We start from the raw sequence: 24,541 nt of genomic DNA, 5'->3' as shown, positions 1-24,541 counted from the left end.
TATTTTATGTTTTTAAGATCACTCCGCTGACGCTTGGATGAACGTCTGGACGAAATCCCATCGTCGCCAGGTTTCGAAGCTCGCTTATCCGGCACAACCGTCTCGACACAACGTTTCGCCACGCAAGATTGGCGTAATCCCGGATAAGTCGTCACTGGCGGTCGCCGCGGGAATGGCGCGGCATCCCGGCCGCGACCATTCCCGATGAAGATCGGCAAATCCCGGTAGCCTTCAATAAACCTCATTGAATCGTCAGGACCCGCGTGCCGTCTTTTTTCATCGATCGTCCGGTTTTTGCGTGGATTGTTGCCCTGGCCATTTTTGTGGCGGGTGCACTGGTCACGCCCTTTCTGCCTGTCGCGCAATATCCACGGCTGACACCGCCGCGCATCGTCATTGACGCGATGTATCCGGGCGCGTCGCCGGAAAGCGTGGACAACACCGTCGCGAGCGTGATCGAAGAAAGCCTGGACGGCGCCGAAGGCTTGCAATACTACGAAACCACCAGCGACAGCCTCGGCGAACTTGAGATCGGGGCCACGTTTTCGGCGGGTACCAACCCGGACATCGCGATGGTCGATGTCCAGAACCGGATGAAGCAGATCGAGTCGCGTCTGCCGCAGCAAGTCGTGCAGCAAGGCATCAGCGTCTTCAAGTCGACCGGCACGTTCCTGATGCTCGTCGCGCTCACGTCCACTGACGGTCAGCGCGATTCCGTGGCACTGAGCGACTACGTCAACCGCACCATGCTGCGCGATCTGAAGCGCGCGCCGGGCGTTGGCTCAGCCGAATTGTGGGATGCCGGAGAGGCGTTGCGGGTCTGGATCGACCCGATGAAACTGCGCGAATTCAACCTGGCCGCCGCCGATGTCACGCAGGCCATCGCGGCGCAAAACGCGACGGTCACGGCCGGCACGCTCGGCGACGTGCCTTTTGTCACCGGTCAGCAATTGACGGCGTCGGTCACGGTCAGGGGACAATTGATCTCGCCGGCCGAATTCGGCGAGATCGTGCTGAAAGCACGCGCGGATGGATCGGCCGTTCGGCTGAAGGATGTCGCGCGGGTCGAACTGGGCCGCGACAGCTACGCGTCGTTTTCGCGGCTGAACGGCAAGCCGGCGGCAACGGTCGGCATCCGGCTCTCGCCGCAGGGCAACGCGATGGAAACGTCCGCCGCGATCCGCGCGAAGCTTGCCGACCTGTCGCGCAGCCTGCCGCCGGGCACGGCAGTCGAAATCCCGTTCGACAGCTCCAGGTTCGTCCACGTCGCGTTGCACGAAGTGGCGCTGACGCTGGTCGAAGCGGTGCTGCTGGTGTTCCTCGTCATGTGGCTGTTCCTGCGCGACCTGCGTTATGCGCTGATCCCCACCGTGGTCATTCCGGTTGCGTTGACCGGCTCGCTGCTTGCGCTTTACGTGCTCGGCATGTCGATCAATGTGTTCACCCTATTCGCGATGGTGCTGGCGATCGGGATCCTGGTCGACGATGCCATCGTCGTGGTCGAGAACGTCGATCGCGTAATGCGCGAAGAGGGTCTCGCGCCACGCGCGGCCACGCGCCGGGCGATGCAGCAGATGGGCAGCGCGATCATCGGCATTACGGCCGTGCTGACCGCCGTGTTCGTGCCGATGGCGTTTTTCCCCGGCAGTGTCGGTGGGATTTACCGGCAGTTCACAGTCGCGATGATCGCGTCCATTCTCGTGTCTGCGTTCACGGCCCTTTCGCTGACGCCGGCCCTGTGCGCGAGCCTGCTAAAAGCGCCGCCGCGAAGCGCGTTGCGGCATGGTGCGCACGGCTCGCATGGATCAGGCGACTCGCATACGGCCGCTGGCCGTTCGTTCGGCTTCACGGCGGCATTCGACTGGACCTCGCGGGGATATCGCGGGCTCGTTGCGCGCGTGCTGCGCCGCGCAGGTCCCATGCTCGCGGTGTATCTCGTGTTGGCCGGCGCGTGCGCGGTGCTTTATCTGCATATGCCGGGCGGCTTCCTGCCCCAGGAAGACCAGGCGCAGCTTCAGGTGACGGTGCAGTTACCGGCGGGCGCCACGCAGGCGCGCACGCTCGCCGTCGTCGAGCAGGCGGAAGCGATCCTGAAGCGCGAGCCAGCGGTGGCGAATGTGACGAGTGTGGTCGGCTGGAGTTTCCAGGGCAGCGGCCAGAACGTGGCCATGTGTTTTGTCGATTTGAAGGACTGGTCGGCGCGGGACACCGACGCGGCCACCCTGCGCGATACGCTGAACCGCTCGTTCTCCAAGATCATGGACGGCGACGTGGCTGCCCAGATGCCGCCGTCGGTGCCCGGCATCGGCCATTCGGAAGGGTTTGTGATGCGGCTGGAAGATCGCGGCGGCATTGGCGTTGCAGCGTTGAACGCCGCGCGCGAACAACTCTTCGAGCAGGCTCGCAACAATCCCGCTTTCGCCGATGTGCATTCGGAAACGTTGCCGGACGCGCCGCGCATCGAGCTGGACGTGGACCGCGCGAAGGCTTATGCGTTGGGCGTTTCGTTCGACAAGATCGGCGACGCGCTGGGGAACACCTTTGGCTCGTCGTATATCGACGACTTCCCTTCGGGCGGCCGCATGCGCCGCGTGATGGTCGCTGCCGACGCGCCGTCGCGCATGACCGAAAACAGTCTCATGAGCCTCTCGGTGCGTAACGCCGCGGGGCAGATGGTGCCGTTGTCGTCCGTGGCGTCGCTGCACTGGACGACCGGGCCGTCGGTCCTGACGCGCTACAACGGTTCGCCTTCGCTCGATGTCAGCGGCCGTCCCGCCAACGGCACAAGTTCCGGCGCAGCGATGGCCGAAATGGAGCGGCTTGCGCAAGCATTGCCGGTGGGCGTGGGTTTCGACTGGACCGACACGGCGCTTGAAGAAACGCGTGCCGCCCGCCTGACGCCGATACTGATCGGCTTGTCGCTACTGGCCGTGTTCATGGCGCTCGCGGCGCTTTACGAGAGCTGGACCATTCCGCTCGCGGTGCTGACGATCGTGCCGCTGGGCGTGATTGGCGCAGTAATCGCGATGCTCGTGCGCGGCATGCCGAACGACGTCTACTTCAAGGTCGGGATGATCACCGTGATTGGGTTATCGGCGAAAAACGCGATCCTGATCGTGCAGTTCGCACGCGCCTTGTACGCCGATGGCACGCCGCTGGCGGAGGCAATTATCGCGGCGGCGAGCGCGCGCTTCCGGCCGATCGTGATGACATCGGCGGCGTTTTTGCTGGGCGTCGTGCCTTTGCTCGTGTCCAGCGGTGCCGGGGCGGAAAGCCGGCGATCGATCGGGACCGGCGTATTCGGCGGCGCAATTACGGCGACCGTGCTGGGGCTGGTGTTCACGCCGCTGGCGTTTTATATCGTCGTGTCGGGGCAGCGGTTTATTCAAGACCGGGTGAAGTCGATGACACGGGAAAAGGTCACGGCAAACGTCGAGTCCGAGGCGCCGCATGGCGACGTTCAAGGCTCGCAAGAGGGGTAACGTCAGGGACTAGCGGATAGGTTCGGCGCGCGTCAGGGGTGGATTCTGCCGGTGGCGGCACGAGCGAAAATCACGAGCGAAATCGTGAGAGAAAGCGCGCCAAGCAGAGACGATGGCTGAGCCTGACCCAAAGCGCCGCTTCCAGGCGCCTGCGCTCGCGCTCATCCTTGCAGCATCTCCTTTCCCCCGGCCTGTTTCACCTATGATGGCGACATCTCGCGTGCTTTCACGCGTGTCGGGAGACAGGTCATGCAATTTCCAGCGGGATCGGTCCAGGCACTCAGTTCGGCCGCATCAACGGTGTTTTCCATTGGTATCGTGTTCCTCGGTTACTGGGGTATTCACGAGGGCTCGCATTGGCGCGCGGGCGATGTCTGTGTCGCCCTGCTGGCGCTCGTCGGTTTCGCGTGCCTGGGTTCCGTGCCCTGGCTCGCCACATCACCCACGAAGCACCCCGACGATGAATCCCGCCTGCGTCTCGCACGGCACGCGTTTTTGGGCGGCGTAGGTGCGCTGTGGATAGCGATCATCGTGTCCGTGTTCACGCAATGAGGATCGCTCGCGCCGTGCTTGCCTCATTGCTTCCCTTAACGCTTCCACTTCTCTTCCCCGGCACCATTTCGTCATGAAGATACGCGCAGGTCTTGTCGTTGAACTCGGAGTCAATCTCGTCCTGCCGTGGGTTGCGTATCGGCTCGCGTTGCCGCATTGGGGCGAACTCGGCGCGCTGTACGCATCGGCGGTGCCGCCTGTCGTCTGGAGTCTCGTGGAGTTCGCGAGAACCCGCCGCGTCGATGCCCTCAGCATCCTGGTCCTGCTCGGCATCGTGCTATCCATTGTGCTGATGGCGCTCGGCGGCAGTCCGCGTCTGCTGCTGATGCGTGAATCGATGGCCTCCGGTGCTATCGGCATCGTGTTCCTGCTGTCGCTTGCGATGCGGCGTCCGCTCACCTTTTACCTCGCTCGGGCAACCGTCGCGCGTGAAGGCGAAGGCGGCGCGGCGCGCTTCGAAGCGCTCTGGAACGAACGGCCTGCGCTGCGTCGATCGGTTCGTCTGATGACGGCCGTGTGGGGTCTCGGCCTGACGGGCGAGAACGCGCTTCGAAGCTGGCTGGCGTGGCACTGGCCGATCGAGCGTTTCCTGGTCGTTTCGCCGTTCATCGGTTACGCCATCTATGGCGCGCTCACGGTGTGGACGTTGATGTATCGCAAGAAACTGCAGCGGCGCGCTACGGCCGCGCCCACCGTGGCTGTTCGGTCATAGTGCAATGGGGGCCTCGGCCTGCAGGGCTGGATAAACGCGGCGCTTGATCCGCGAGTACGTTCGTCCATAACGGAGCGGGCGCCTCGACCCGCAGGGCCGTACAAATGCGGCGGTTAATTCGCAAGCACCTCAGGTTTCAGCGCTTCGTCAGGCACAGCCGTCCACCCCGGGCTCCGCTGAAACGCCATCCGCTGCACAGGACTCAACCGGCCACTCCACACGCTCCCCAAACAAAAACGCGCCCTTAGCCGTTCAGACCAGGGGCGCGCATCGATTAAAAACGAAAAAGCTTCAGGCTGCCTGCTGCTGATACTGAATCCGGTGAAGATTCGCGTACAGCCCGTTGTGGCGCAGCAACTCGGCGTGGCTGCCTTGCTCCGCGATTTTCCCGGCGTCCATCACCAGAATCCGGTCGGCACGTTCAATAGTCGAAAGGCGGTGCGCAATCACCAGCGTCGTGCGCCCCTTCATGAGCGTTTCCAAGGCTTCCTGCACGTGCCGTTCGGACTCGGAATCGAGCGCGGACGTGGCTTCGTCGAGGATAAGAATAGGCGCGTCCTTGTAGATCGCCCGCGCAATAGCCAGCCGCTGCCGCTGGCCGCCCGACAGGCGCATGCCGTTGCCACCCACGCGCGTGTCCACGCCGTCGGGCATCGCCGCGACGACATCGGCGAGATTCGCGGCGGCAAGCGCCGCCATCACCCGCTCGCGATCCGGCGTCTGGCCGTACGCGACGTTGGCGGCGATCGTGTCGTTGAAGAGCACCACGTCCTGGCTCACCATCGCCATTTGTCCGCGCAGATCGTGCAGGCTGTACTCGGGCAGCGGCACGCCATCGACCAGCACCGCACCGCTGGCGGGATCGAAGAAACGCGGCAACAGGTTGACCAGCGTAGTCTTGCCGCTTCCCGACGCACCGGCCAGCGCCACCATTTCGCCGGGCGCGATCTTGAACGAGATGGCGTCGAGCGTTGGCGTCCCGGTCGATCCGTAACTGAACGACACCTCGCGGAACTCCACCTCGCCGCTGGCGCGCACGAGCGGCCGGCCGCCGCCTTCGGGCTCGACAGGTTCATCGATAAGACCGAAGATCAGTTCCGCCGCCGTCATGCCGCGTTGCAGCGGCTGGTTGATATCGATCAAATGCTTGAGCGGCGAGATCACCAGCAGCATGGAGGTGACGAACGCCACGAAACCGCCGACGGTCGTCTGGTCATTCGCCGACTGCACCACGGCAATGGTGATCACGATCGCCAGCGCAATCGATGCCAAAAACTGCGTAAGCGGCTGCGCGAGGCCGCCGGACACCGTCATGCGCATGGAATAACCGCGCAGGCGGTTACTCATCTCGGTGAAACGGTCGTTTTCGTAGCGCTGGCCGTTATGCACCTTGACGACCTTATAACCGCCAACGGTCTCTTCCACGATGTACGACAGTTCGTTCGTCAGCAACTGCGACTCGCGATTGAGCCGCCGCAACCGGCGATTGATCTTGCTCACCAGCCAGCCGATAGCCGGCAGGATCACCGCGATCACCAGCGTCAGCCGCCAGTTGAGGATGAACAGGTAACCCAGCAGGAACACGACAGTCAGCGAGTCGCGCACGAGCGTAACGACCACGCTCTGGAGCACGTTGAGGATCTGGTTCACCTCGAACACGATGGCGTTGATGATCGTGCTGGCCGTTTCCCGCTGGAAGAAACCGGCGCTGGTGTGGATCATCCGGTCGAACATCTTGAGACGCAGTTCGAGCAGGATCTTGTTGGTGACATAAGCGAGCAAGTAGCCCGACGCGTATTGCGCGCCGCCCCGCACGACCGCGAGGCCGACCACGGCGGCCGGCACGATCCACTTGGCGCTGGCGCTGCCTTTCGCGCCAAAGCCGTGATCCAGCAGCGGCTTGAGCAGCATGGGAATGCCTGCCTCGCTCGCGGCGACGAAACCCATGGCGATCAGGCCGAGCGCGACAATCCAGATCAGGGGGCGGATGTACGGCCAGAGCCGGCTCATCACGGCGGCCGGCGACGTGGTCTGCCCGCTGCCGATCGTCTTGCTCAAGGTTGGCTTCTGACTCAAAAGGTGTCCTTAGTCGTGGATCCCGTGGATCCGTGGATCGCACGGCGGACGGCGGGCGGAGCAGGACTGAACCTGCGCCCGGGCGGCGCTGAGCGCGCTGAATCCCGCCGATGCGGCAAACCGCTATTGTAATGCGCCGGACCCTCTTGTCTCATTAAGAGGCTCGCCAGGAGACTCACCCAGAGGCTCGTCCGGGCGAGAGCCACGGCCAAGTTGAATTTCCGCCGCTACTGCTGCGATAAAGCCCGTCGCGCCGGCGCAACCCTCCCCGCCAGGCGCTCGCCGCGACCGAGCAGGAGCCCCGAAAAACACCAAAAGGCAAGCGCGGTGGTCTGCCACATGAAGTCGTCGGTGAAATTCTTTGCAATCATCCCGATAACCAGCGCCATGCCCGCCGCGCTCAGCCACGGCACCACATGCCGCAACCGCCAGAAGCGCCGGATCAACGCAATCAGCAGCGCAGCCTCCAGCACCACGCCCACTATCCCCGTCTCCAGCCATGTATTCAAAAACAGATTGTGCGCATGCGTCAGCGCCTGCGGTTCCGTCTCCAGCAACGCGGGGGGTATTTCGCTTTGAAATACCCGCCCCGGCAACGGCTTGCCGAAACCAACGCCCGTCCACGTATGCGACTCGCCTTCACGACCGTAGAATGCCCACAGTTTGGGACGGGTATCGGAAGACATGACGTCGCCAATGCCCGCCAGCGCCTTGGGTACGTACACCTGGTCCCCACCCATCTTCAACTCCCGCGCAGCGGGTGTCGGCATGGCATGGCCGTAACGAAGCCGTGCGCTCAATTCGAGCGTGCCGACCGCCGCCACGCAGATCACCGCAATGCACACGCCCGCGACCAGCAAGTGTTTCCGGTACAACGGGTAACACGCAATCACGAGCGTCACGGCTGCGGCCGGCCAAAAGAAACGGTTGAGCGTCGCCAGCCCGATGACAAAAGCAAGCACCAGCCCGCTCAGGCCGATCGGCCACCAGCGGCGGTTCAGCATCAGGCCGGTGAAGAGCGTCATCGAAAAGATGGCGAGTGTGCTTGTGTGGCCGACGCGGTTGTAATAGTGGAGAAGGATGTCGGAGGGATTCGTGGGCGGCTGCAAACGGCCCCAGTAATACAGGCTGCCGGCGGCCAGCAGCACGCAGGCCACCCAGTTGATCAACACCATCCGCTCAGGTCTGGCCGTGCGCGTGCCGATCAGCCAGAACGCGAAGAACGACACCAGCGGATACAACACTTCGTCGAGCCACGCGTGCATGCTGTCGCGCGGATACGGCGACCACGCGATCGACGCCAGCGCCCACGCACTCCAGACAACGATAGGCCACAGCAGCGGCCAGTGCAGCGGCGACGGCCGCTCCGAAGAACAAGCCGCGGCGATCGTGCCGATACCCACCAGCCCCAGCGCCATGTTCTCGAACGCAGTCATGTGGGCGAACATCGCGACAAACATAATCACTGGACACGCCACCCACAGCACGCGTTCCACCTGCTTGCACGTCTTCGTCATTGCACTCCCGGAAGGACCGCCTGCAAGCAGTTGCAGACGACCTCAAGCGAAATAAATCCCATGCAGTCCGCATGGTCACCGCGCCATGCGACGCAAGTCGTCGTATTGCGGTCACAACGGCGAGCCCAGGCCACGTGCCGTCTGAAAATAACCGGTTCATCGCGGCACGGCATGTCCGCGATAGTAACCGGCATGAACGGCGCATCGCGCCAGTAGTTTCCCGCGCCATGTATCACCGCGTTACCGGGGCCGAACAAGGTAACCGTCGGCACGCCGGTCAGACGCCCGAGGTGTGCCACGCCTGTGTCCGGACAGACGATCGCCCGCGCGCCGGAGAACAGGTGCCATACCTGTCCCAGATCGATCCGGCCCGCGAAATTCGGATAGCGGGCATCGGGATCGATAACCTCGATCAGCGCCGTCTCGCTCGGTCCGCCGCTCCACACAGGCGTGAAACCCCGCGCTTCGACAAACGCCGCCAGTGCTTTCCAGCGTTCATCGGGCCAGCGTTTGACCGCCGTGCTCGCACCCGGATGTAACACCACGTAAGGACGTCGCAACACGAGCGCGTCAGGCTCCGGGAACGCGGCGGGCGCGGGCGCCGGCCAGTCGCTCAGCCGATACGGCCGCGGCGGCGGCCCGGCCACCAGTTCGGCCGCGAGATCCGCCCATGCCGCGGGCGCGTCGGGATACGGCACGGCTTCGTCGAGCGGCGCGTTTTTCCAGGCCGGTGTGTCCGCAGCATGTCCGACGATCCAGCGGCACCCCGCCGCCAACGCAAGCCATGCGTGTCGATTATCCCCGGCCACGATGCCAAGATCGTACGGTCCCGAACGCAGCACCGCATTGACCGAGCGGAAATCGCGCGGGTCGAAGGGAATGACGTCGATGCCAAACGGCCTGCCCGCATAAAGCGGCACGATCGGCTTGGGACAGGTCAGCACGATCTGCGCGTCAGGATTTTGTGCGCGAAGTTTCGCGACGAGCGGCGTGAGCAAAAGCGTGTCGCCGAGCAGCAAATGATGCGCGATCAGGATGCGCTTCAAGACTCGAGGCTTGTGGCGCAATGGCTTCAACGCCAGCCGGGGCAACGCGCGGGCGAAAATGCGCACGCGTCCGGAAAGTCGGCTCATCGGGTGGCGTTCCTACGTGAAATCGAGATTATGCCGGTTGGCCGTGGTGAGCCCGGGTTTTCATAACCGCCATACTACAAGACCGGCCGCGCTGATGACGTCAAGCGGCAGGCTGGACTTTACGTCGGCGAACACGGCGCCCGGTTTCGCCAGCGCCAGCAACGCGTCCGTCTTCGCCAGGAAATCACGATGCGGAACCGCCAGAACGATCAGATCGGCCGGTTCCAGCGCGTCGAAACTGGTCAGCGTCACGCCGTATTCATCGAAGGCTTCTACCGTATCCGCGAGCGGATCGTGAAGCTGAACCTCGAGTCCGTAGTCTTGCAGGTGATGCACGATATCGATCACTTTCGAATTGCGCAGATCCGGACAATTCTCCTTGAACGTCAGCCCGAGCACCGTCGCCTTTGCATGCAGCGGTGCGCGGCCGGTCCGGATCAGCGTCTTCACTGCGCGATCGGCCACGAAACGGCCCATGCCGTCATTCACGCGCCGCCCGGCGAGGATCACCTGAGGCGTATAACCGGAAACCTGCGCCCTGTGCGTCAGGTAATACGGGTCCACGCCGATGCAATGTCCGCCCACCAGTCCCGGCGTGAAATCCAGGAAGTTCCACTTGGTGCCGGCGGCGTCCAGGACTTCGCGCGTGTCGATATCGAGGTAATCGAAGATGATGGCCGCCTCGTTCATCAGCGCAATATTCAGGTCGCGCTGCGTATTCTCGATAACCTTCGCGGCCTCGGCCACCTTGATCGAACCGGCACGGTACACACCGGCCGTCACCACCGAGCCATAGACCCGCGCCACGAGGTCAAGCGTTGCGGCGTCCGACCCGGACACGATCTTCACGATATTGCAAAACGTGTGCTGCTTGTCGCCGGGATTAATGCGCTCCGGACTGTAGCCAACCGTGAAGTCCACTCCCAGCTTGAGGCCTGATTCACGTTCGAGGATCGGGATGCAGATTTCCTCCGTGACGCCGGGATAGACCGTCGATTCGTACACCACCACGTCGCCGCGTTTAAGCGCGCGACCCACCGTCTCGGACGCCTGTTTCACCGGCATCAGATCTGGCTGCGCGCCCGCGCTGATCGGCGTGGGTACCGCGACAATATGAAAATTGGCTTGCCGGAGCACCTCGATGCTATCGGTCAGTTCCAGAAGAGTAGCGGCCAGTTCCTCGCGGCTGGTTTCGCCATTGCGATCGAGGCCCGCGCGCAGATCGGCTAGCCGCGCCGGGCTCGTATCGAAACCGATCGTGCGGCGTTGCAAGCCGAATGCAATGGCGACGGGCAAACCCACATAGCCCAGGCCAATGACGGAAACGTGGCGATCATGCATCGTAATAAGTGCTCGGAATGATCGAAACGGGCAAGCCCGAAGGCAGCTCCCGGCGGGTCAGCAAGGGACGGGAAAACCGCCGGCAAACCGTCATTTGATTTTCAGGTAAAGACCGCTGAGAAGCGGCCGGCTATGCACCCACAGACGGCTTTTCAGCCACGTGGCCGGCTTGTCGCGCACGTCCAGCCGCAAGATGCGCCCCGGATTGCCGTGATGCTGGTTGGTACCGGGTTCAACGGTGTATAGATGACGGAAACCCACCGCGTGCGCTTCTTCCACATAGTCGGTATCGAAATAGCCTTGCGGCCAGCAGAGATGATCCGATACCTCTCCAAGGTGATGCGCGAGCGTCGCCCGTGCTTGCAGCAGGTCATCGCGCAGGCTCGCGCGTTTGCTAGCTGGATTGGCGCTCACGCGGTCCCAGCGCGTATGCGTGTGCGTGTGGCTGTGAAACTCGAAGGTCCCGGCTTGACGCATTGCGTCGATTTCTGACCAGCGCATGATGGCCCGGTCGGTCTCACCGGCCTCGATCGCCGCCTTCGCTGCCGAGTGGCCCAGCAAGTTCAAGTTCAGGTGGGACGCCGGGTCCACCGCGTTCGGGCGCACAGGACCACTGTTCACCCAGCCAGACACAAGGAATCCGAGCGCGGTAAAACCGTGTTCTGCAAGCACCGGATGCGCGTGAACCCAGTTGTCGAGATAACCGTCGTCGAAGGTGAGCACGACCGACTTCGCCGGCACCGGCTTGCCCGCCAGAAATTCGCTGAACGCCCGCGCGCCGAGCGTGGTGTAACCCTCGCGCGCGAGCATGGCCATTTGATCCGCGAAATGCACGGGCGACACCGTCACCGCGCCGGCCGCCGGACTCACGTGGTGATACATCAGCACGGGCACTGCACGCGCCGTATTCAGCGCCGTGTTCATGCAGCGCCCCGCTCGCTCAGGCTGCTTCGGTAAAACGCGGCCGTCTCGCTGGCCATGGTATCGACGGAAAAGCGCGTCTGCGTGGTCCGCAAACCGGCCGCGCCCATGCGGCGGCGTTCGTCGGGAGCATCGACCAGACGGAGCAGCGCGGCGGCCAGCGCGCGGTCGTCGTGCGCGGGCACGAGCAGGCCGTTGACACCGTCGTCGATCACTTCCGGCACGCCGTCCACCGCCGTCCCGATCACCGGAAGGCCTGCTGCCATTGCCTCGATGAACGACGTGCCCAGCGCCTCCTGATGAGTCGGCAGCACGAACAGGTCGAAGCCCGCCAATACGTTCGGGATATCGCGGCGCAGGCCGAGTAAATGGATGTGACGGCCAAGACCCTGCGCCTGCACGTTCGCGCTGATTTCGTCAAAGAGAGGACCGTCGCCGGCGAAGACAAAATGCAGGTTCGGCCGCTGCTCGATCAACGGTTTCGCGACACGGATCAGGTCGGGATGCCCCTTCTTGTCGCGCATGATGGCAACCGTGCCCGCGATCACCGCGTCCTCGCGAAGACCCAGTTCCGCGCGCAACGTGGAGCTCACGCGGCTCACCGGCTGCGATTTGACGATGCCCGTATAGATCGTGACGATATCCTTCTGCGGCACGCCCGCGGACACCAGGTAACGCATCACCGACTGGCTCACCGCTACCACCTTGTGCGGCAGCCACGTGTAGGTCGCCCGCGACGTGATGGCGAGCGCCAGATGCCGCGTCCGCACGATCAGCGGCGTGCCCGAGAGCCGCGCGGCGGCGTGCCCGAGAGCCGCGCGGCGGCGCCGCCGAGCAGGCTGTCGCGACCGCTGTGGGTATTTAGCACATCGAAGCGGCCTTGCTTGAGAATATGCCGCATGTGCGCAACCGCGCTGACGTCGGCGCCTGAACGCATGGTCGTGGTGTGGACCGCAAAACCTTCCGCACGAAGACGCTCGCCGAGCCGCGCGCCCGGCACGCACACGAGTTCGAGCACATGACCGCGTTCGCGCAGCGCGAGCATTTCCTTGAACGTCCGATGTTCCTGACCGCCCCATCCGTTGGACGATTCGCTGTGCAGAATTCTCAGCGGTTTCATTGCTATGGCGAACTCCGGGTGAATCTTGATGGTTTCAAAAGGTGAACGGCGACGAGCGCTGGGCGCCGGGTTAAGACCCTGCGTTTCGTGTGTTTCTGGCGTTTCTGGCGCTGTGTCAGTGCGCTGAATCTCGTGCGCCGGCGCCGCGCGCGTTGGCGTCTTTTCAGCGCATTCGGGCTCACGCCGGGCCGCGGCTTTTCAGGCCCGTGGCCCGTCCGACCGGAGCATGCGCCTACTGGTCTGGTATAACGGTGGCCGGGCGGCCAAGATCGATGCGCAACGCGTATGGCGTGAATTCACCCAGCCTTGCCAAGCGCCGCACGCCCTCGCGCGCCCGGTTAGGGACGAGACAACGCATCGAGACAGCGACTATAAACGCAGCATTCACCGCTGAAACTTTTTGCATCAAATTATAGCAATTCGCATACCCCACGCTTAAGCCCCATGACTCGTCCAACGCTCGGTATTGCCCTCATTACCTTCAATGCAGCCGCACGCCTCGCGCAGTGTCTCGAGGCGGTTTCCTTCGCCGATGAAATCGTCGTGATCGACGGCGGCAGTACCGACGCAACAGTCGGCATAGCGGAGGCGCATCGCGCGCGCGTGATTGAGGCGCCCAACTGGCCGGGGTTCGGACCGCAGAAAAATCGCGCGCTCGATGCGCTTACGACCGACTGGGTGTTGTCCATCGACGCAGACGAAGTGGTATCGGCGGAATTGGGCGCCGCGATCCGTGCGGCGCTCTCGAAGCCGCAAGCCGAGGTCTACGCGATCGACCGGCTGTCGAATTTTTGCGGGCAATGGGTGCGGCACAGCGGCTGGTATCCGGACTGGATTCCGCGTTTGTTCAAACGAGGCACGGCTCGTTTCTCCGATGACCTCGTGCACGAGCGGCTAGTGCTGACGAACCCGGATGCAACGAAGGTCGCGCGTCTGCAGGGCAAGCTGATGCACTATTCCTACGAGGACTTCGAGACCGTCCTGCGCAAACTGGATAACTACTCCACGGCCGGCGCGCGTCAACGCCATGCGGCGGGCAAACGCGGCAGTTTGGGCACTGCGGTGCTGCGCGGGGCATGGGCCTTTGTTCGTACCTACTTTCTGCGACGCGGTTTTCTCGACGGCCGCGCGGGTTTCATGATTGCCGTGTTCAATGCGCAGACCGTGTATTACCGGTTTCTCAAGCTCGCTGAACTGAACCGGATGCGCTGACCGGCATGTTGGCAGCGACGCCCTCGGCAAGCGTCAGCAACAACTTGATGTGCGCGGCAATGCTGGTGTCGTAGAGAATGGATGCCGCCGTCACGTTGGTATTTTTTGCATCCAGTGCGCGCCGGACGGCGTGCCGCAGGCCATCTGCATCGCCCGGCTGGAAGGTAAATTTCGCGTCGTCCGCAATCGCGCTGCAACAGCCTACGCTGGTTGGGAAAATCACCGGCGTCCCGCACATGACGGATTCGATACCGACCAGCCCGAACGGCTCGTACTTCGAGGCAAGCACGGTGAAATCCGCAGCCCGATAAGCGTCTTCGATATTCCTCGCGTAACCGATATAGCGCACTTGCGCCGAGGTCTGCGCGGGCGGCCGCCCGGCGACCGCGACAACCACCGGCAGACCGCTGTCACGCAGCGCCGTCTCGATCAGCGGCAACCCCTTGCGCTCATGGCTGCTCGATGGAAACAGCAGCACGATTTCGTGATCGGTGAAACCAAACTGCTTGCGCAGTTCGCTGCGCTTCTCGTCCGGCACAGGGGAAAACCGTGTGCCGTCCACCGGCGGATACAACACGCGGATCTTTGAGTCGGCCACACCGTAGAGTGAGCGCAATTCGTCGCGCATCATTTCCGAGTGCGCGACGATCACGCTGGCTTGCTGATATTGCAAACGCTCCAGCGTTATCTGGCGGCTGTCCGAACGGCGCTCCCGCCGGCCGGTCGCGGCGAGAAAGCCGATATGCGTACCGCCGCAAATCGCTATCTCGGAGGACTCCACACGATTGCAGCCAATCAGCAGATCCACCCGCGCTTTCTTGCGCGCTCGTTTGAGCGCCCAGTTGTAATACGTGTCGCGCAACCTGGAAGGCAGGAACGACACGTTGATCCGGCGCGCATCGACCATCTGGCTTTCCGGCTGCGACGCATCGATCTTGCGCGCGAAAAACACCGGCTTGCGCTCGCCGGTGAAGCCGGCCGCGTTGAGCCCTCGAATCAGGTCCAGCGCGTAACGTTCAAGTCCACCGCTGAGTTTCAGCGCGTTGGCGGAGATGGCGACTTTCATCCCGGCGCGCATCAATACACGATTTCGATCGAGCTTCCCGCGAATTCGCCGCGCAATGCCGTAATGAGATCGTCGGTCGGTTTTACGCGCCACGCGTCGCCTAGCCGTACTTCACCCTCCGCATGCTCGCTGCGATACACGATACTCACGTTCAGGCCATTCGGGATATGCACCGGCTGCCGCTGGCCACGGCCGCCGTCGCGATCACCGCCTCGCGAACCTCCGCGCGACGGTGCCTGCACTGCTGCCGATACCGGCGCAGCGGCCTGTTCAGGCGGCGCGCTATGCGCTTCCAGCACCTTCTTAAGACGCAGCGCGTCGGCGTTGCCGTTCATTTCCACCTTCACCGCCTGCGCATAGCGGCTGCGTGAGCGTTCGAGATCCATTGCCGCATCCACCGTGAAGCGAATGCCGCCAGTGAACGCGTCATTACGCGCCTGACCCTGCACGACCAGCAACTCGTCTTCCTTGTAGAGCGCCTTGTTCGCTTCGAACTGCTCGTTGTACACGGTCACTTCACACTGGCCGGTGCCGTCGTCCAGATTCACGATCAGCATCTTGCCGCGCTGGGTCATCTGCGTGCGCATGGTCGTGATCACGCCCGCGACAAGCTTGTCGCGCCCTTCCTTCAATTCGCCGATCTTCTGGCGCACGAAACGCCGCACTTCGGTCTTGTAGGCGTCGAAGAGATGACCCGACAGGTAGAAACCCAGCGCGCTCTTCTCCTCCTGCAAACGCTTCTTGTCCGACCACATGGGTTCGTCGAGAAGTTCGTGGCCTTGCTGGGGTTCGTCGCCCATGTCGAAGAGACCGGACTGCATGGCGTTGGCCGCGGCTTGATCGGCCGCTTCCATTGCAAGAGATACCGATGCGATCAATTGCGCCCGGTTGTCATGCAGCGAATCGAATGCGCCGGCACGGATCAGCGCTTCCACCGTGCGCCGGTTCACCATGCGCCGATCCACCCGCATGCAGAAATCGAAGAGATCGGTGAACGGCGCTTCTTCCCGCGCGCGCAAGATTTCTTCGATAGCACTCTGCCCGCTGCCCTTCACCGCGCCGAGGCCGTATCGAATGGTCTTCGAACGCGTACCGTCAGCTTCGGCCACCGGTTCGAAGCGGTACGCCGACTGGTTGATGTCCGGCGGCAAAACGGCCATCTTGTTGACCAGGCAATCCTCGAACAGGATCTTGACCTTGTCGGTGTCGTCCATGGCGAGCGACATATTCGCCGCCATGAATTCGGCCGGATGATGTGCCTTGAGCCACGCCGTGAAATACGCGAGCAACGCATAAGCGGCCGCGTGCGACTTGTTGAAACCGTAGCCAGCGAACTTCTCCATCAAGTCGAAGATTTCGTCGGCTTTTACCGCCGTCAGTCCATTCTTCGCCGCGCCCTGCCGGAACAGTTCGCGATGCTCGGCCATTTCCTCGGCCTTCTTCTTACCCATCGCGCGACGCAGCAAGTCGGCGCCACCGAGCGAATATCCGCCGATGATCTGCGCCATCTGCATCACCTGCTCCTGATAGACCATGATGCCGTAGGTCTCTTTCAGGACGGATTCAACACGCGGGTCCGGATACTCCACGATCTCGCGGCCGTGCTTACGTGCGCAGAAGCTCGGGATCAGGTCCATTGGACCTGGGCGGTATAACGCCACGAGCGCGATGATGTCTTCGAAGCGGTCAGGCTGTGCATCCTTCAGCATGCCCTGCATGCCGCGGCTTTCCAGCTGGAACACAGCCACCGTATTGGCTTTCTTGAGGATCTGGAACGAAGCGGGATCGTCAAGCGGAACCTGTGACAGATTCCAGTTTTCCTTCGACGGATCCAGACGGCGGATATACCGCTCCGCCCAGTCCAAGATCGTAAGCGTAGTCAAACCCAAGAAGTCGAACTTCACCAGCCCGACCGCTTCCACGTCGTCCTTGTCGTATTGGCTGACGACACCGCCGTCTTCACCCTGCGTATAAAGCGGGCAGAAGTCCGTGAGCTTGCCCGGCGCGATCAGCACGCCGCCCGCGTGCATGCCGACGTTACGCGTCAGCCCTTCCACGCGCTGCGCAAGTTCGATCAGCTGATGCACTTCGTCTTCGTTGTCGAAGCGTTCCTGCAGCGTGGGCTCTTCCTTCAGCGCGTCCGCGATGGTCACATGCTTGCCCGGCTTGAACGGGATCAGCTTGGCGATGCCATCGGTGAACATGTAACCCAGGTCGAGCACCCGGCCGATATCGCGCACGGCAGCCTTCGCCGCCATCGTGCCGAAGGTCGCGATCTGTGACACGGCGTCCGCGCCGTACTTCTGCTTCACGTACTGGATGACGCGATCCCGCCCTTCCTGACAGAAGTCGATGTCGAAGTCAGGCATGGACACGCGGTCCGGGTTCAGGAAACGTTCGAACAGCAGGTTGTATTTGAGCGGGTCGAGATCGGTGATGAACAGCGCGTACGCGACCAGCGAACCCGCGCCCGAGCCACGGCCCGGACCGACCGGCACGCCATTGTTCTTCGCCCACATGATGAAATCGGCGACGATCAGGAAGTAGCCCGGAAAGCCCATGCCAATGATGGTCTTGCACTCGAATTCCAGGCGCGCGTAATACGTCTCGCGCTGCGCTTCGCGCGCGGCTTCATCGGGATAAAGCTGGATCAGCCGTTTCTCGAGACCTTCCTTCGACAAATGCACGAGGTAGTCGTCGAGCGACATGCCATCGGGTGTCGGGAACAGCGGCAGTTTCGGCTTGCCAAGTTCGAGCGTCAGATTGCAGCGCTTCGCAATTTCGACCGTGTTCGCGAGCGCCGACGGAATGTCCGCAAACATTGCGCACATTTCCTCTTGCGTACGGAAATATTGCTCAGTCGTGAAGCGCTTTTGCCGACGCGGATTCGCGAGCATATCGCCTTCGGAAATACACACGCGCGCTTCGTGCGCCGTGAAGTCGTCCGGGGTCATGAACTGCATCGGGTGTGTAGCGACTACCGGCAGCTTGAGCTTCGCGGCCAGCGCGACGGCCTGCTGGATGTACGTCTCGCCGCCCGGCAGCGCCGCGCGCTGCAACTCGATGTAAAACGCCCCCGTAAAAAGCTTGGCCCAGCGCTCCGCGTGACGTTCCGCGGCTTGATCGTTACCGGCGGCGAATGCCATGCCAATATCGCCATACTGCGCGCCCGACAGCGCCAGCAAGCCTTCCGACAATCCGCTTTCCAGCCACTCGTATTCGACCTCAGCGCGGCCGCGATATTGATTCGTCAACCAGGCTTTCGACAGCAGTTCGCACAGGTTGAGATAACCGCGCTGGTTCTTCACCAGTAACAGCAAACGCGAGGGCTTGTCGCGATCTGCGGGATTGGTGATCCAGACGTCGCAGCCGGCAATGGGTTTGACACCCTTGCCGCGCGCTTCCTTATAGAAACGGACGAGGCCGAAAGCGTTGCCGAGGTCGGTCAGCGCGAGCGCGCCCTGACCGTCCTTGGCAGCGGCTTTAACGACGTCGTCAAGGCGCACGATGCCGTCGGCAATCGAGAATTCGGAGTGAACACGAAGATGGACAAAGCGGGGATCTGACATGAACGATATTGTACATGCGCCTATTCGCGAAATTCGCCCCGACGGCTGCGTTAGCCGTTCGGCCAGGGCTAATCAAGCCGGATGAAAAAAGTGCCGCATCGGCGTGGGCTCATCGGCCGATCGGTCGAGTCCGAAGCGCGCGCCGTTTGCGGGATAATACGGATTCGGTGAACGCCCCTGGCGCTCGTCGAAACCGCTTTTTCCTCCGGCAACGCCCGTTTTCCAGCACTTTAAGAGCATTTGCGTCATGAGCATCGTCAACCTTTCCTCCTATAAGTTCGTGACCATCGAGAACGGCGCCGACTGGCGTCCGCAGATTGTTGACCGGTGCACCGCACTCGGCCTGCGCGGCACGATCCTGCTCGCGCCGGAGGGCATCAACCTGTTTGTCGCGGGCGAGCCGGAGCAAATTGGCACGTTCATGGACTACCTGCGTACTGACTCGCTCTTCGAGGGGAAATTCGCCGATATCGAGTTCAAGGAAAGCGTGTCGGCCACGCAGCCTTTCGGCAAGATGCTCGTCAAGCTGAAGCGCGAAATCATCACCATGAAAAAGCCGGCAATCCGGCCCGAACTGGGCCGGGCGCCGTCCGTCGGCGCAGCCACGCTGAAATCGTGGCTGGATCGGGGACATGACGACGAGGGCCGTCCCGTCGTCATGCTCGACACGCGCAACGCGTTCGAAGTCGACGTCGGCACCTTCGATCAGGCGCTCGATTACCGCATCGCGAAATTCAGTGAATTTCCGGGTGTAATCGAGGAGCATCGCGCGGATCTCGATGGCAAGACAGTGGTGTCGTTCTGTACGGGCGGGATTCGCTGTGAGAAAGCGGCCATCCACATGAAGGAAGTGGGCATTGACCACGTCTATCAACTCGAGGGCGGCATTCTTAAATACTTCGAGGAAGTGGGCGGCGCACATTACCACGGTGAGTGTTTTGTATTCGATCACCGGACGGCGCTGAATGCCGCGCTCGAACCGGCGGCGATTACGCAGAACGGTGAAGCCCAAGGTGTGGGGGCCACGGCAACCACGGAAGACGACGCCACCGATACCGACGAGGCACACGCCGCGATAACAGCAGACGGCCAGGCGTCGTTCCCTAGCCCGAACCACGGCCCGCACGAATCGCACGCAGAGGCTTCCGGCACGCCAGCGGCGCACGACCTTTCGTCGCGCGCCCCGCGCTGATCTGATGGCCGCGTTGTGCATCCCAAACTCACAGGTCGGCGGGCGAGATGAACGCTGAACCGGGCTATCGCGGCCGCTTTGCACCCTCCCCCACCGGTCCGCTGCATTTCGGCTCGCTGGTGAGCGCGTTGGCGAGTTTTCTCGATGCCCGGGCTCATCGAGGAACGTGGCTGGTCAGGATCGAAGACGTCGACGGACCGCGCACCGTGCCGGGCGCGGCCGAGGAAATCCTGGACACGTTGGGCAGGTTCGGCATGGTTTCCGCCGAACAACCGGTCTGGCAAAGTCAGCGTGAAGTTGCATACCAGCAGGCCTTCGAGCAATTACTGGCCGCCGGCTTCGTGTTTCCGTGTGCTTGCACGCGTCGCGAAATAGCCGATTCCCTCGCACACAGCCATACCCGCCACGCTCGACACGCCACGCTGGCTTATCCGGGTACATGTCGCAACGGGCTGCATGGAAAACCACCGCGTGCGTGGCGAATGCGCGTTCCAGATGGCGACGCCGCCGTTCTGAGCTTCAAGGATCGCTGGCAGGGAATGCAAGCGCAGGACTTGGCAACAGAGGTCGGTGATTTCGTGCTCAAGCGTGCGGATGGAGAGTGGGCCTATCAACTGGCGGTAGTCGTGGACGACGCGGCGGCTGGCATTACGCATATCGTGCGCGGCGCCGATCTGCTGGACTCGACCGCGCGCCAGATTTATTTGCAACGCTGCCTGGGCGTTTCAACGCCCGCTTATCTGCACGTGCCGGTCATAGTGAACGAACAAGGTGAGAAACTCAGCAAGCAAACGGGTGCAACGGCGCTTGATACCAGAGCCCCGCTGATTGAGTTGACGCAAGCGGCGAAGCATCTCGGTCTGTATCCCTCCCCGGCCGGTTCGCTCGAAGCATTTTTCTCCGATGTAACGGCGCAATGGGCGAAGCGGTTCGCGATTTAGGATCGTTATTGCAGGACGTTGAAAATAGAGCGTTGAAAAACAAAAAAGCGGCATCTCTGCCGCTCCATCGTTTTTTTCACTCACCCTACCACCAGCCGGTAACTCAAGACCCCGACGGTGTTCTCCGCGGCATCCCCAGCCCACCGAGCAGCGCAGCCAGCGGCTGACGCGGCGTGTTCTTGCGTTCGGCTTCCGCAGCGGCGTCATCCTGAGTTTTTCTCGTCGATGCCGCCGACGGCTCGTACGGCTTCAGGAAGAAATCGTCGATAGGTTGCTGACGCGTATGCGAACGCTCGAACGACGTCGAACGACGACGCGGCTCCTCGCTACGCGCATGCCGATGCTCACCGCGCTCCGGCCGCGCCGAGCGCTCTTCGCGACGAGGAGCGGAAGACGATTCGCGCCGCACGGGCACGTCGACCTTCAGCACCATGACTTCCAGCGGCCGCTTGATCAGCTTTTCGATATCGGCGAGTTGCTTGCGCTCGTTCGGGCTGCACAACGACAAAGCGTCGCCCGACGCACCCGCACGACCCGTCCGGCCAATCCGGTGTACGTAATCTTCCGCGCTGAACGGCAGGTCGAAGTTGATCACTGCCGGTAGATCGGTGATGTCGAGACCCCGGGCGGCCACGTCGGTTGCGACCAGCGCTTCGATCTCGCCCTTCTTGAATGCGTCGAGCGCCTGCATGCGCTCGCCCTGCGTACGGTCGCCGTGAATCGCCGTCGCAATAATCCCGTCCTTCTCCAGCACGCGCGCCAACCGGCTCGCGCCGATCTTGCTGTTACAAAACACCAGCACCTGTTTCAGGCCGCGCTCACGAATCAATTGCGTCACTGCGCCGGATTTATCGCTTTCCGCGACTTCGAAAACGATCTGCCGAACGTTGGCGTTCGTGGAATTACTGCGCGCGACTTCAATGGTTTGCGGATTACGCAGATAGGTTGCTGCAAGCTTCTTGATTTCACCCGAGAAGGTGGCCGAGAACAGCAGCGTCTGACGTTCCTTCGGCAGCAAATTCAGAATGCGCTGCAGATCCGGCAGGAAGCCCATGTCGAGCATCCGATCGGCTTCGTCGAGAACGAGAATCTGCACCTGGCCAAGATTCAGCGTCTTTTGCTGAACGTGATCGAGCAAGCGTCCGGGCGTGGCGATCAGAATTTCAACCCCGCGCCGCAGCGCTTCCGATTGCGGGTTCATGTCGACACCGCCGAACACCACCGTGCTGCGCAACGGCGTGTGCTTGGAGTACGCCTGCACGTTGGCTGCGACCTGGTCGGCGAGCTCACGCGTTGGCGTGAGAATCAGCGCGCGCACCGGATGGCGGGCGGGCGATGCGCTCGTGCTGGCCATGGGCAGCAGGCGCTGGATGATCGGCAGCGAAAAACTCGCCGTCTTGCCCGTGCCCGTTTGCGCGGCGCCCATCATGTCGCGGCCGGCCAGCACCACGGGGATAGCTTGCGCCTGGATCGGCGTGGGGATCGTGTAGCCGGAATCGACCACCGCTCGCAGGATGTCGGCGGACAGGCCGAACTGGTCGAACGTGGGCACGGGACCGGGCACCGCGGATTCAGTGGCGCCCAACTCGAGCGCGGGGGCGAATGTGGCAGCGGGCGCAGCAGGACTCGCTTGAACTTCAGTGCTGGAATCAGCCCCGGGTGCGGCGTCGGATGAAGCGGCGGACGGGTTCGTGGCGACGGAATCGGACATGGTGACTTTGGTGGCTTTCGCTTTCGCTAAAAATGCGCCGGAGCGGCGCGCGAGCGGTCATTCCACCGCTCATGGACATCGGATGAAGAAGAACCGCGTGTTTCGTCGATGCAACCGGCAAACAACGATCAACGCGCGGACTTCAGATCCGCAGGGTTTAGATCGCTGCGAATCCTCGCTTGATCCGGTCTGAAGCAACCGGATGGCGTAGTACGTATAGCGGTACAAAGCGGGTGCAAACGGCTAAGTACGGGTGGCAAGTGCTGGTGCTGCATGACCATGACGGCAACCGCCGCAGGCATGAAAAAGCTTGGCAATCGATATGAAAGAACACCGATCTGCCGGCCCAAGGACCTAGCTTCCCGTCCGGTTCCCGATCCCCGCCGGGTGAGGCGCTCGGACTACGGGAAAGCCCGCTATTGTAGCACTCCCCCGCCCGCCATCACGTTGATCCGCGACGCGCCTTCAAGGCGGCGCCGCGGCCGGGAAGCCCGGCCAGACGGACCTGAGCGCCGCGGCCTCGGCTGCTATAACAGCCTATTTCGGTTTCTGTACGGGTTTCGGCGCATCCCTGACGACCATCAGACGCAATTCCGTCATGTCCTCGATCGCGTATTTCACGCCTTCCCGGCCCAGTCCGGAATCCTTGACACCACCGTATGGCATGTTATCAACGCGAAATGACGGAACATCGTTGACCACCACGCCGCCTACTTCCAGTTCGTCCCACGCAAGATTCACGTTCGTGAGGCTGTCCGTGAACACGCCGGCCTGAAGACCGAAATCGCTGTCATTGACCGTTTCGAGCGCCTGGCTGAAGTCCGTGAACTTTTCCAGGATCGCGACCGGCCCGAACGCTTCCTTCCGATACAGATCCTGGTCGCGTTGCACGCCTTCCAGCAACGTCGCTTCGAACATTGCGCCTTCGACCTTGCCGCCCGCGATGATTTTCGCGCCGCTCGCCACGGCGCTGTCCATCCAGCCGGCCAGCCGCTTCGACTCGGATTCCGAGATCATCGGGCCGACGAACGTCTTCTCATCCTTCGGATCGCCCATTTTCAGCGACTTCGTTTTCGCGATGAGCTTTTCACGCAAGGCGTCGTAGATATCGGCGTGAATCAGGATCCGCTGCACGCCGATGCAACTCTGCCCCGACTGATAAAACGCGCCGAACGCCAGCCGGTCCACAACGTAATCCAGCCGGTCAGCCTGATCGCGATCGACAATCGCCGCCGCATTGCCGCCGAGTTCCAAAATCACCTTCTTCTTGCCCGCTTTCTTCTTCAGCTCCCAGCCGACCGCCGGCGATCCCGTGAACGACAGGAGACGGAACCGATCATCGGTGGTGAAAAGATCAGCGCCGTCGCGATGAGCCGGAAGAATCGAGAACGCACCTTTCGGCAGATCGGTTTCGGCGAGAATTTCGCCCATGATGAGCGCGCCGACGGGCGTGCGGCTCGCCGGTTTAAGCACAAACGGGCAACCCGCCGCGATGGCCGGCGCGACCTTGTGCGCCGTGAGATTCAGCGGAAAATTGAACGGCGAGATGAACGAGCACGGGCCAATGGGCACGCGTTTGTAATAGCCGTGGTAACCGGCCGCGCGCGGCGCGATCTCCAAGTTGATCATGCCGCCGTCAATACGCACCGACTCCTCGGCCGCGACCCGGAAGGTATCGATCAGCCGCGTGACCTCGCCTTTCGAATCGTTGATCGGCTTGCCCGCTTCAATGCACAGCGCCTCGGCGAGTTCATCGAAACGCTCGCGAAAGCGCTTCACGCAATGATCGAGCACCGCTTGCCGCTGATACGGCTTGAATTCCCGCATCGCGCGCTGGGCCGCAACGGCGTGGCCGATGGCCGCATCGATCGCCTTCGCGTCCGCCATTGCCACGCGGGTCGCCACTTCGCCGCTGAATTTATCGGTGACTTCCAGGTCCGTGTTCGCCGCGACGGCGACGTTTGCCAGGTAATACGGATAGGTTTTCTTTAGCATG

The 24,541-nt window shown here is 62.4% G+C and carries 18 protein-coding genes; 6 read left to right on the top strand and 12 right to left on the bottom strand.

Annotation, left to right across the window (positions count from 1 at the left end; translation table 11 throughout):
* Positions 1–263: 263 nt before the first annotated feature.
* From ACSQ36_RS05290 to ACSQ36_RS05280, 3 genes are all read left to right on the top strand, one after another.
* A complete protein-coding gene (locus tag ACSQ36_RS05290; RefSeq protein WP_436181140.1) occupies positions 264–3,482 on the top strand; it encodes a multidrug efflux RND transporter permease subunit in 3,219 nt (1,072 codons plus the stop codon).
* Positions 3,483–3,731: 249 nt separating this feature from the next.
* Positions 3,732–4,034, top strand: a complete 303-nt coding sequence (locus tag ACSQ36_RS05285; protein ID WP_436181139.1) for a hypothetical protein — start codon at positions 3,732–3,734, stop codon at positions 4,032–4,034.
* Positions 4,035–4,107: 73 nt separating this feature from the next.
* A complete protein-coding gene (locus ACSQ36_RS05280) occupies positions 4,108–4,746 on the top strand; it encodes a VC0807 family protein (RefSeq protein ID WP_213763459.1) in 639 nt (212 codons plus the stop codon).
* A 291-nt stretch (positions 4,747–5,037) separates the two neighbouring features.
* Here ACSQ36_RS05280 and msbA read toward each other — a convergent pair whose 3' ends face one another.
* The 7 genes from msbA to ACSQ36_RS05245 all read right to left on the bottom strand — a co-directional run bounded on the left by msbA (position 5,038) and on the right by ACSQ36_RS05245 (position 12,854).
* Positions 5,038–6,756, bottom strand: coding sequence for a lipid A export permease/ATP-binding protein MsbA (gene msbA, locus ACSQ36_RS05275; RefSeq protein WP_436183096.1), 1,719 nt, complete (start codon positions 6,754–6,756; stop codon positions 5,038–5,040).
* Between the two features lie 293 nt (positions 6,757–7,049).
* On the bottom strand, positions 7,050–8,339 hold the full coding sequence (locus ACSQ36_RS05270; protein ID WP_213763460.1) for an O-antigen ligase family protein: 1,290 nt from the start codon (positions 8,337–8,339) through the stop codon (positions 7,050–7,052).
* Positions 8,336–9,472, bottom strand: coding sequence for a glycosyltransferase family 9 protein (locus ACSQ36_RS05265; protein WP_436181138.1), 1,137 nt, complete (start codon positions 9,470–9,472; stop codon positions 8,336–8,338). The genes ACSQ36_RS05270 and ACSQ36_RS05265 overlap by 4 nt, the downstream gene beginning before the upstream one ends.
* A gap of 60 nt (positions 9,473–9,532) precedes the next feature.
* Positions 9,533–10,813, bottom strand: a complete 1,281-nt coding sequence (locus ACSQ36_RS05260) for a nucleotide sugar dehydrogenase (RefSeq protein ID WP_436181137.1) — start codon at positions 10,811–10,813, stop codon at positions 9,533–9,535.
* Between the two features lie 90 nt (positions 10,814–10,903).
* Positions 10,904–11,737: a polysaccharide deacetylase family protein gene (locus ACSQ36_RS05255; RefSeq protein WP_436181136.1), complete on the bottom strand. Its 834-nt coding sequence runs from the start codon at positions 11,735–11,737 to the stop codon at positions 10,904–10,906.
* Complete coding sequence (locus ACSQ36_RS05250) at positions 11,734–12,504, bottom strand: glycosyltransferase family 4 protein (RefSeq protein WP_436181135.1); 771 nt, start codon at positions 12,502–12,504, stop codon at positions 11,734–11,736. The genes ACSQ36_RS05255 and ACSQ36_RS05250 overlap by 4 nt, the downstream gene beginning before the upstream one ends.
* Before the next feature lie 2 nt (positions 12,505–12,506).
* Positions 12,507–12,854 carry a glycosyltransferase gene (locus tag ACSQ36_RS05245; RefSeq protein ID WP_436181134.1) on the bottom strand — a complete coding sequence of 116 codons (348 nt, stop codon included), beginning with the start codon at positions 12,852–12,854 and terminating at the stop codon, positions 12,507–12,509.
* 444 nt (positions 12,855–13,298) lie between these two features.
* Between ACSQ36_RS05245 and ACSQ36_RS05240 the strand changes: the two genes are divergently transcribed.
* Positions 13,299–14,066: a glycosyltransferase family 2 protein gene (locus tag ACSQ36_RS05240; protein ID WP_436181133.1), complete on the top strand. Its 768-nt coding sequence runs from the start codon at positions 13,299–13,301 to the stop codon at positions 14,064–14,066.
* On the opposite strand, the gene ACSQ36_RS05235 is transcribed toward ACSQ36_RS05240, so the two are convergent.
* From ACSQ36_RS05235 to ACSQ36_RS05225, 3 genes are all read right to left on the bottom strand, one after another.
* Positions 14,035–15,132: a glycosyltransferase family 4 protein gene (locus tag ACSQ36_RS05235; RefSeq protein ID WP_436181132.1), complete on the bottom strand. Its 1,098-nt coding sequence runs from the start codon at positions 15,130–15,132 to the stop codon at positions 14,035–14,037. The genes ACSQ36_RS05240 and ACSQ36_RS05235 overlap by 32 nt on opposite strands.
* A gap of 11 nt (positions 15,133–15,143) precedes the next feature.
* Complete coding sequence (gene dnaE / locus ACSQ36_RS05230) at positions 15,144–18,710, bottom strand: DNA polymerase III subunit alpha (protein ID WP_436183095.1); 3,567 nt, start codon at positions 18,708–18,710, stop codon at positions 15,144–15,146.
* 63 nt (positions 18,711–18,773) lie between these two features.
* Complete coding sequence (locus ACSQ36_RS05225) at positions 18,774–18,956, bottom strand: hypothetical protein (protein ID WP_436181131.1); 183 nt, start codon at positions 18,954–18,956, stop codon at positions 18,774–18,776.
* On the opposite strand from ACSQ36_RS05225, the gene ACSQ36_RS05220 reads away from it, so the two are divergent.
* On the top strand, positions 18,949–19,893 hold the full coding sequence (locus ACSQ36_RS05220) for a sulfurtransferase (protein WP_436181130.1): 945 nt from the start codon (positions 18,949–18,951) through the stop codon (positions 19,891–19,893). The genes ACSQ36_RS05225 and ACSQ36_RS05220 overlap by 8 nt on opposite strands.
* 47 nt (positions 19,894–19,940) lie before the next feature.
* Entirely contained in the window at positions 19,941–20,834 is an 894-nt protein-coding gene (gluQRS, locus tag ACSQ36_RS05215) for a tRNA glutamyl-Q(34) synthetase GluQRS (RefSeq protein WP_436181129.1), read from the top strand.
* A 103-nt stretch (positions 20,835–20,937) separates the two neighbouring features.
* Here gluQRS and ACSQ36_RS05210 read toward each other — a convergent pair whose 3' ends face one another.
* Both ACSQ36_RS05210 and ACSQ36_RS05205 read right to left on the bottom strand, forming a co-directional pair.
* Positions 20,938–22,545, bottom strand: a complete 1,608-nt coding sequence (locus ACSQ36_RS05210) for a DEAD/DEAH box helicase (RefSeq protein WP_213763468.1) — start codon at positions 22,543–22,545, stop codon at positions 20,938–20,940.
* Positions 22,546–23,082: 537 nt separating this feature from the next.
* Complete coding sequence (locus ACSQ36_RS05205) at positions 23,083–24,540, bottom strand: aldehyde dehydrogenase family protein (RefSeq protein ID WP_436181128.1); 1,458 nt, start codon at positions 24,538–24,540, stop codon at positions 23,083–23,085.
* Position 24,541 lies beyond the last annotated feature (1 nt).

Source organism: Caballeronia sp. LjRoot34 (assembly GCF_964253815.1).
In the GTDB taxonomy this organism is placed as follows: domain Bacteria; phylum Pseudomonadota; class Gammaproteobacteria; order Burkholderiales; family Burkholderiaceae; genus Caballeronia.
Note: the sequence above shows the minus strand (reverse complement) of the source record. Positions and strands in the feature narration are given on the sequence as shown.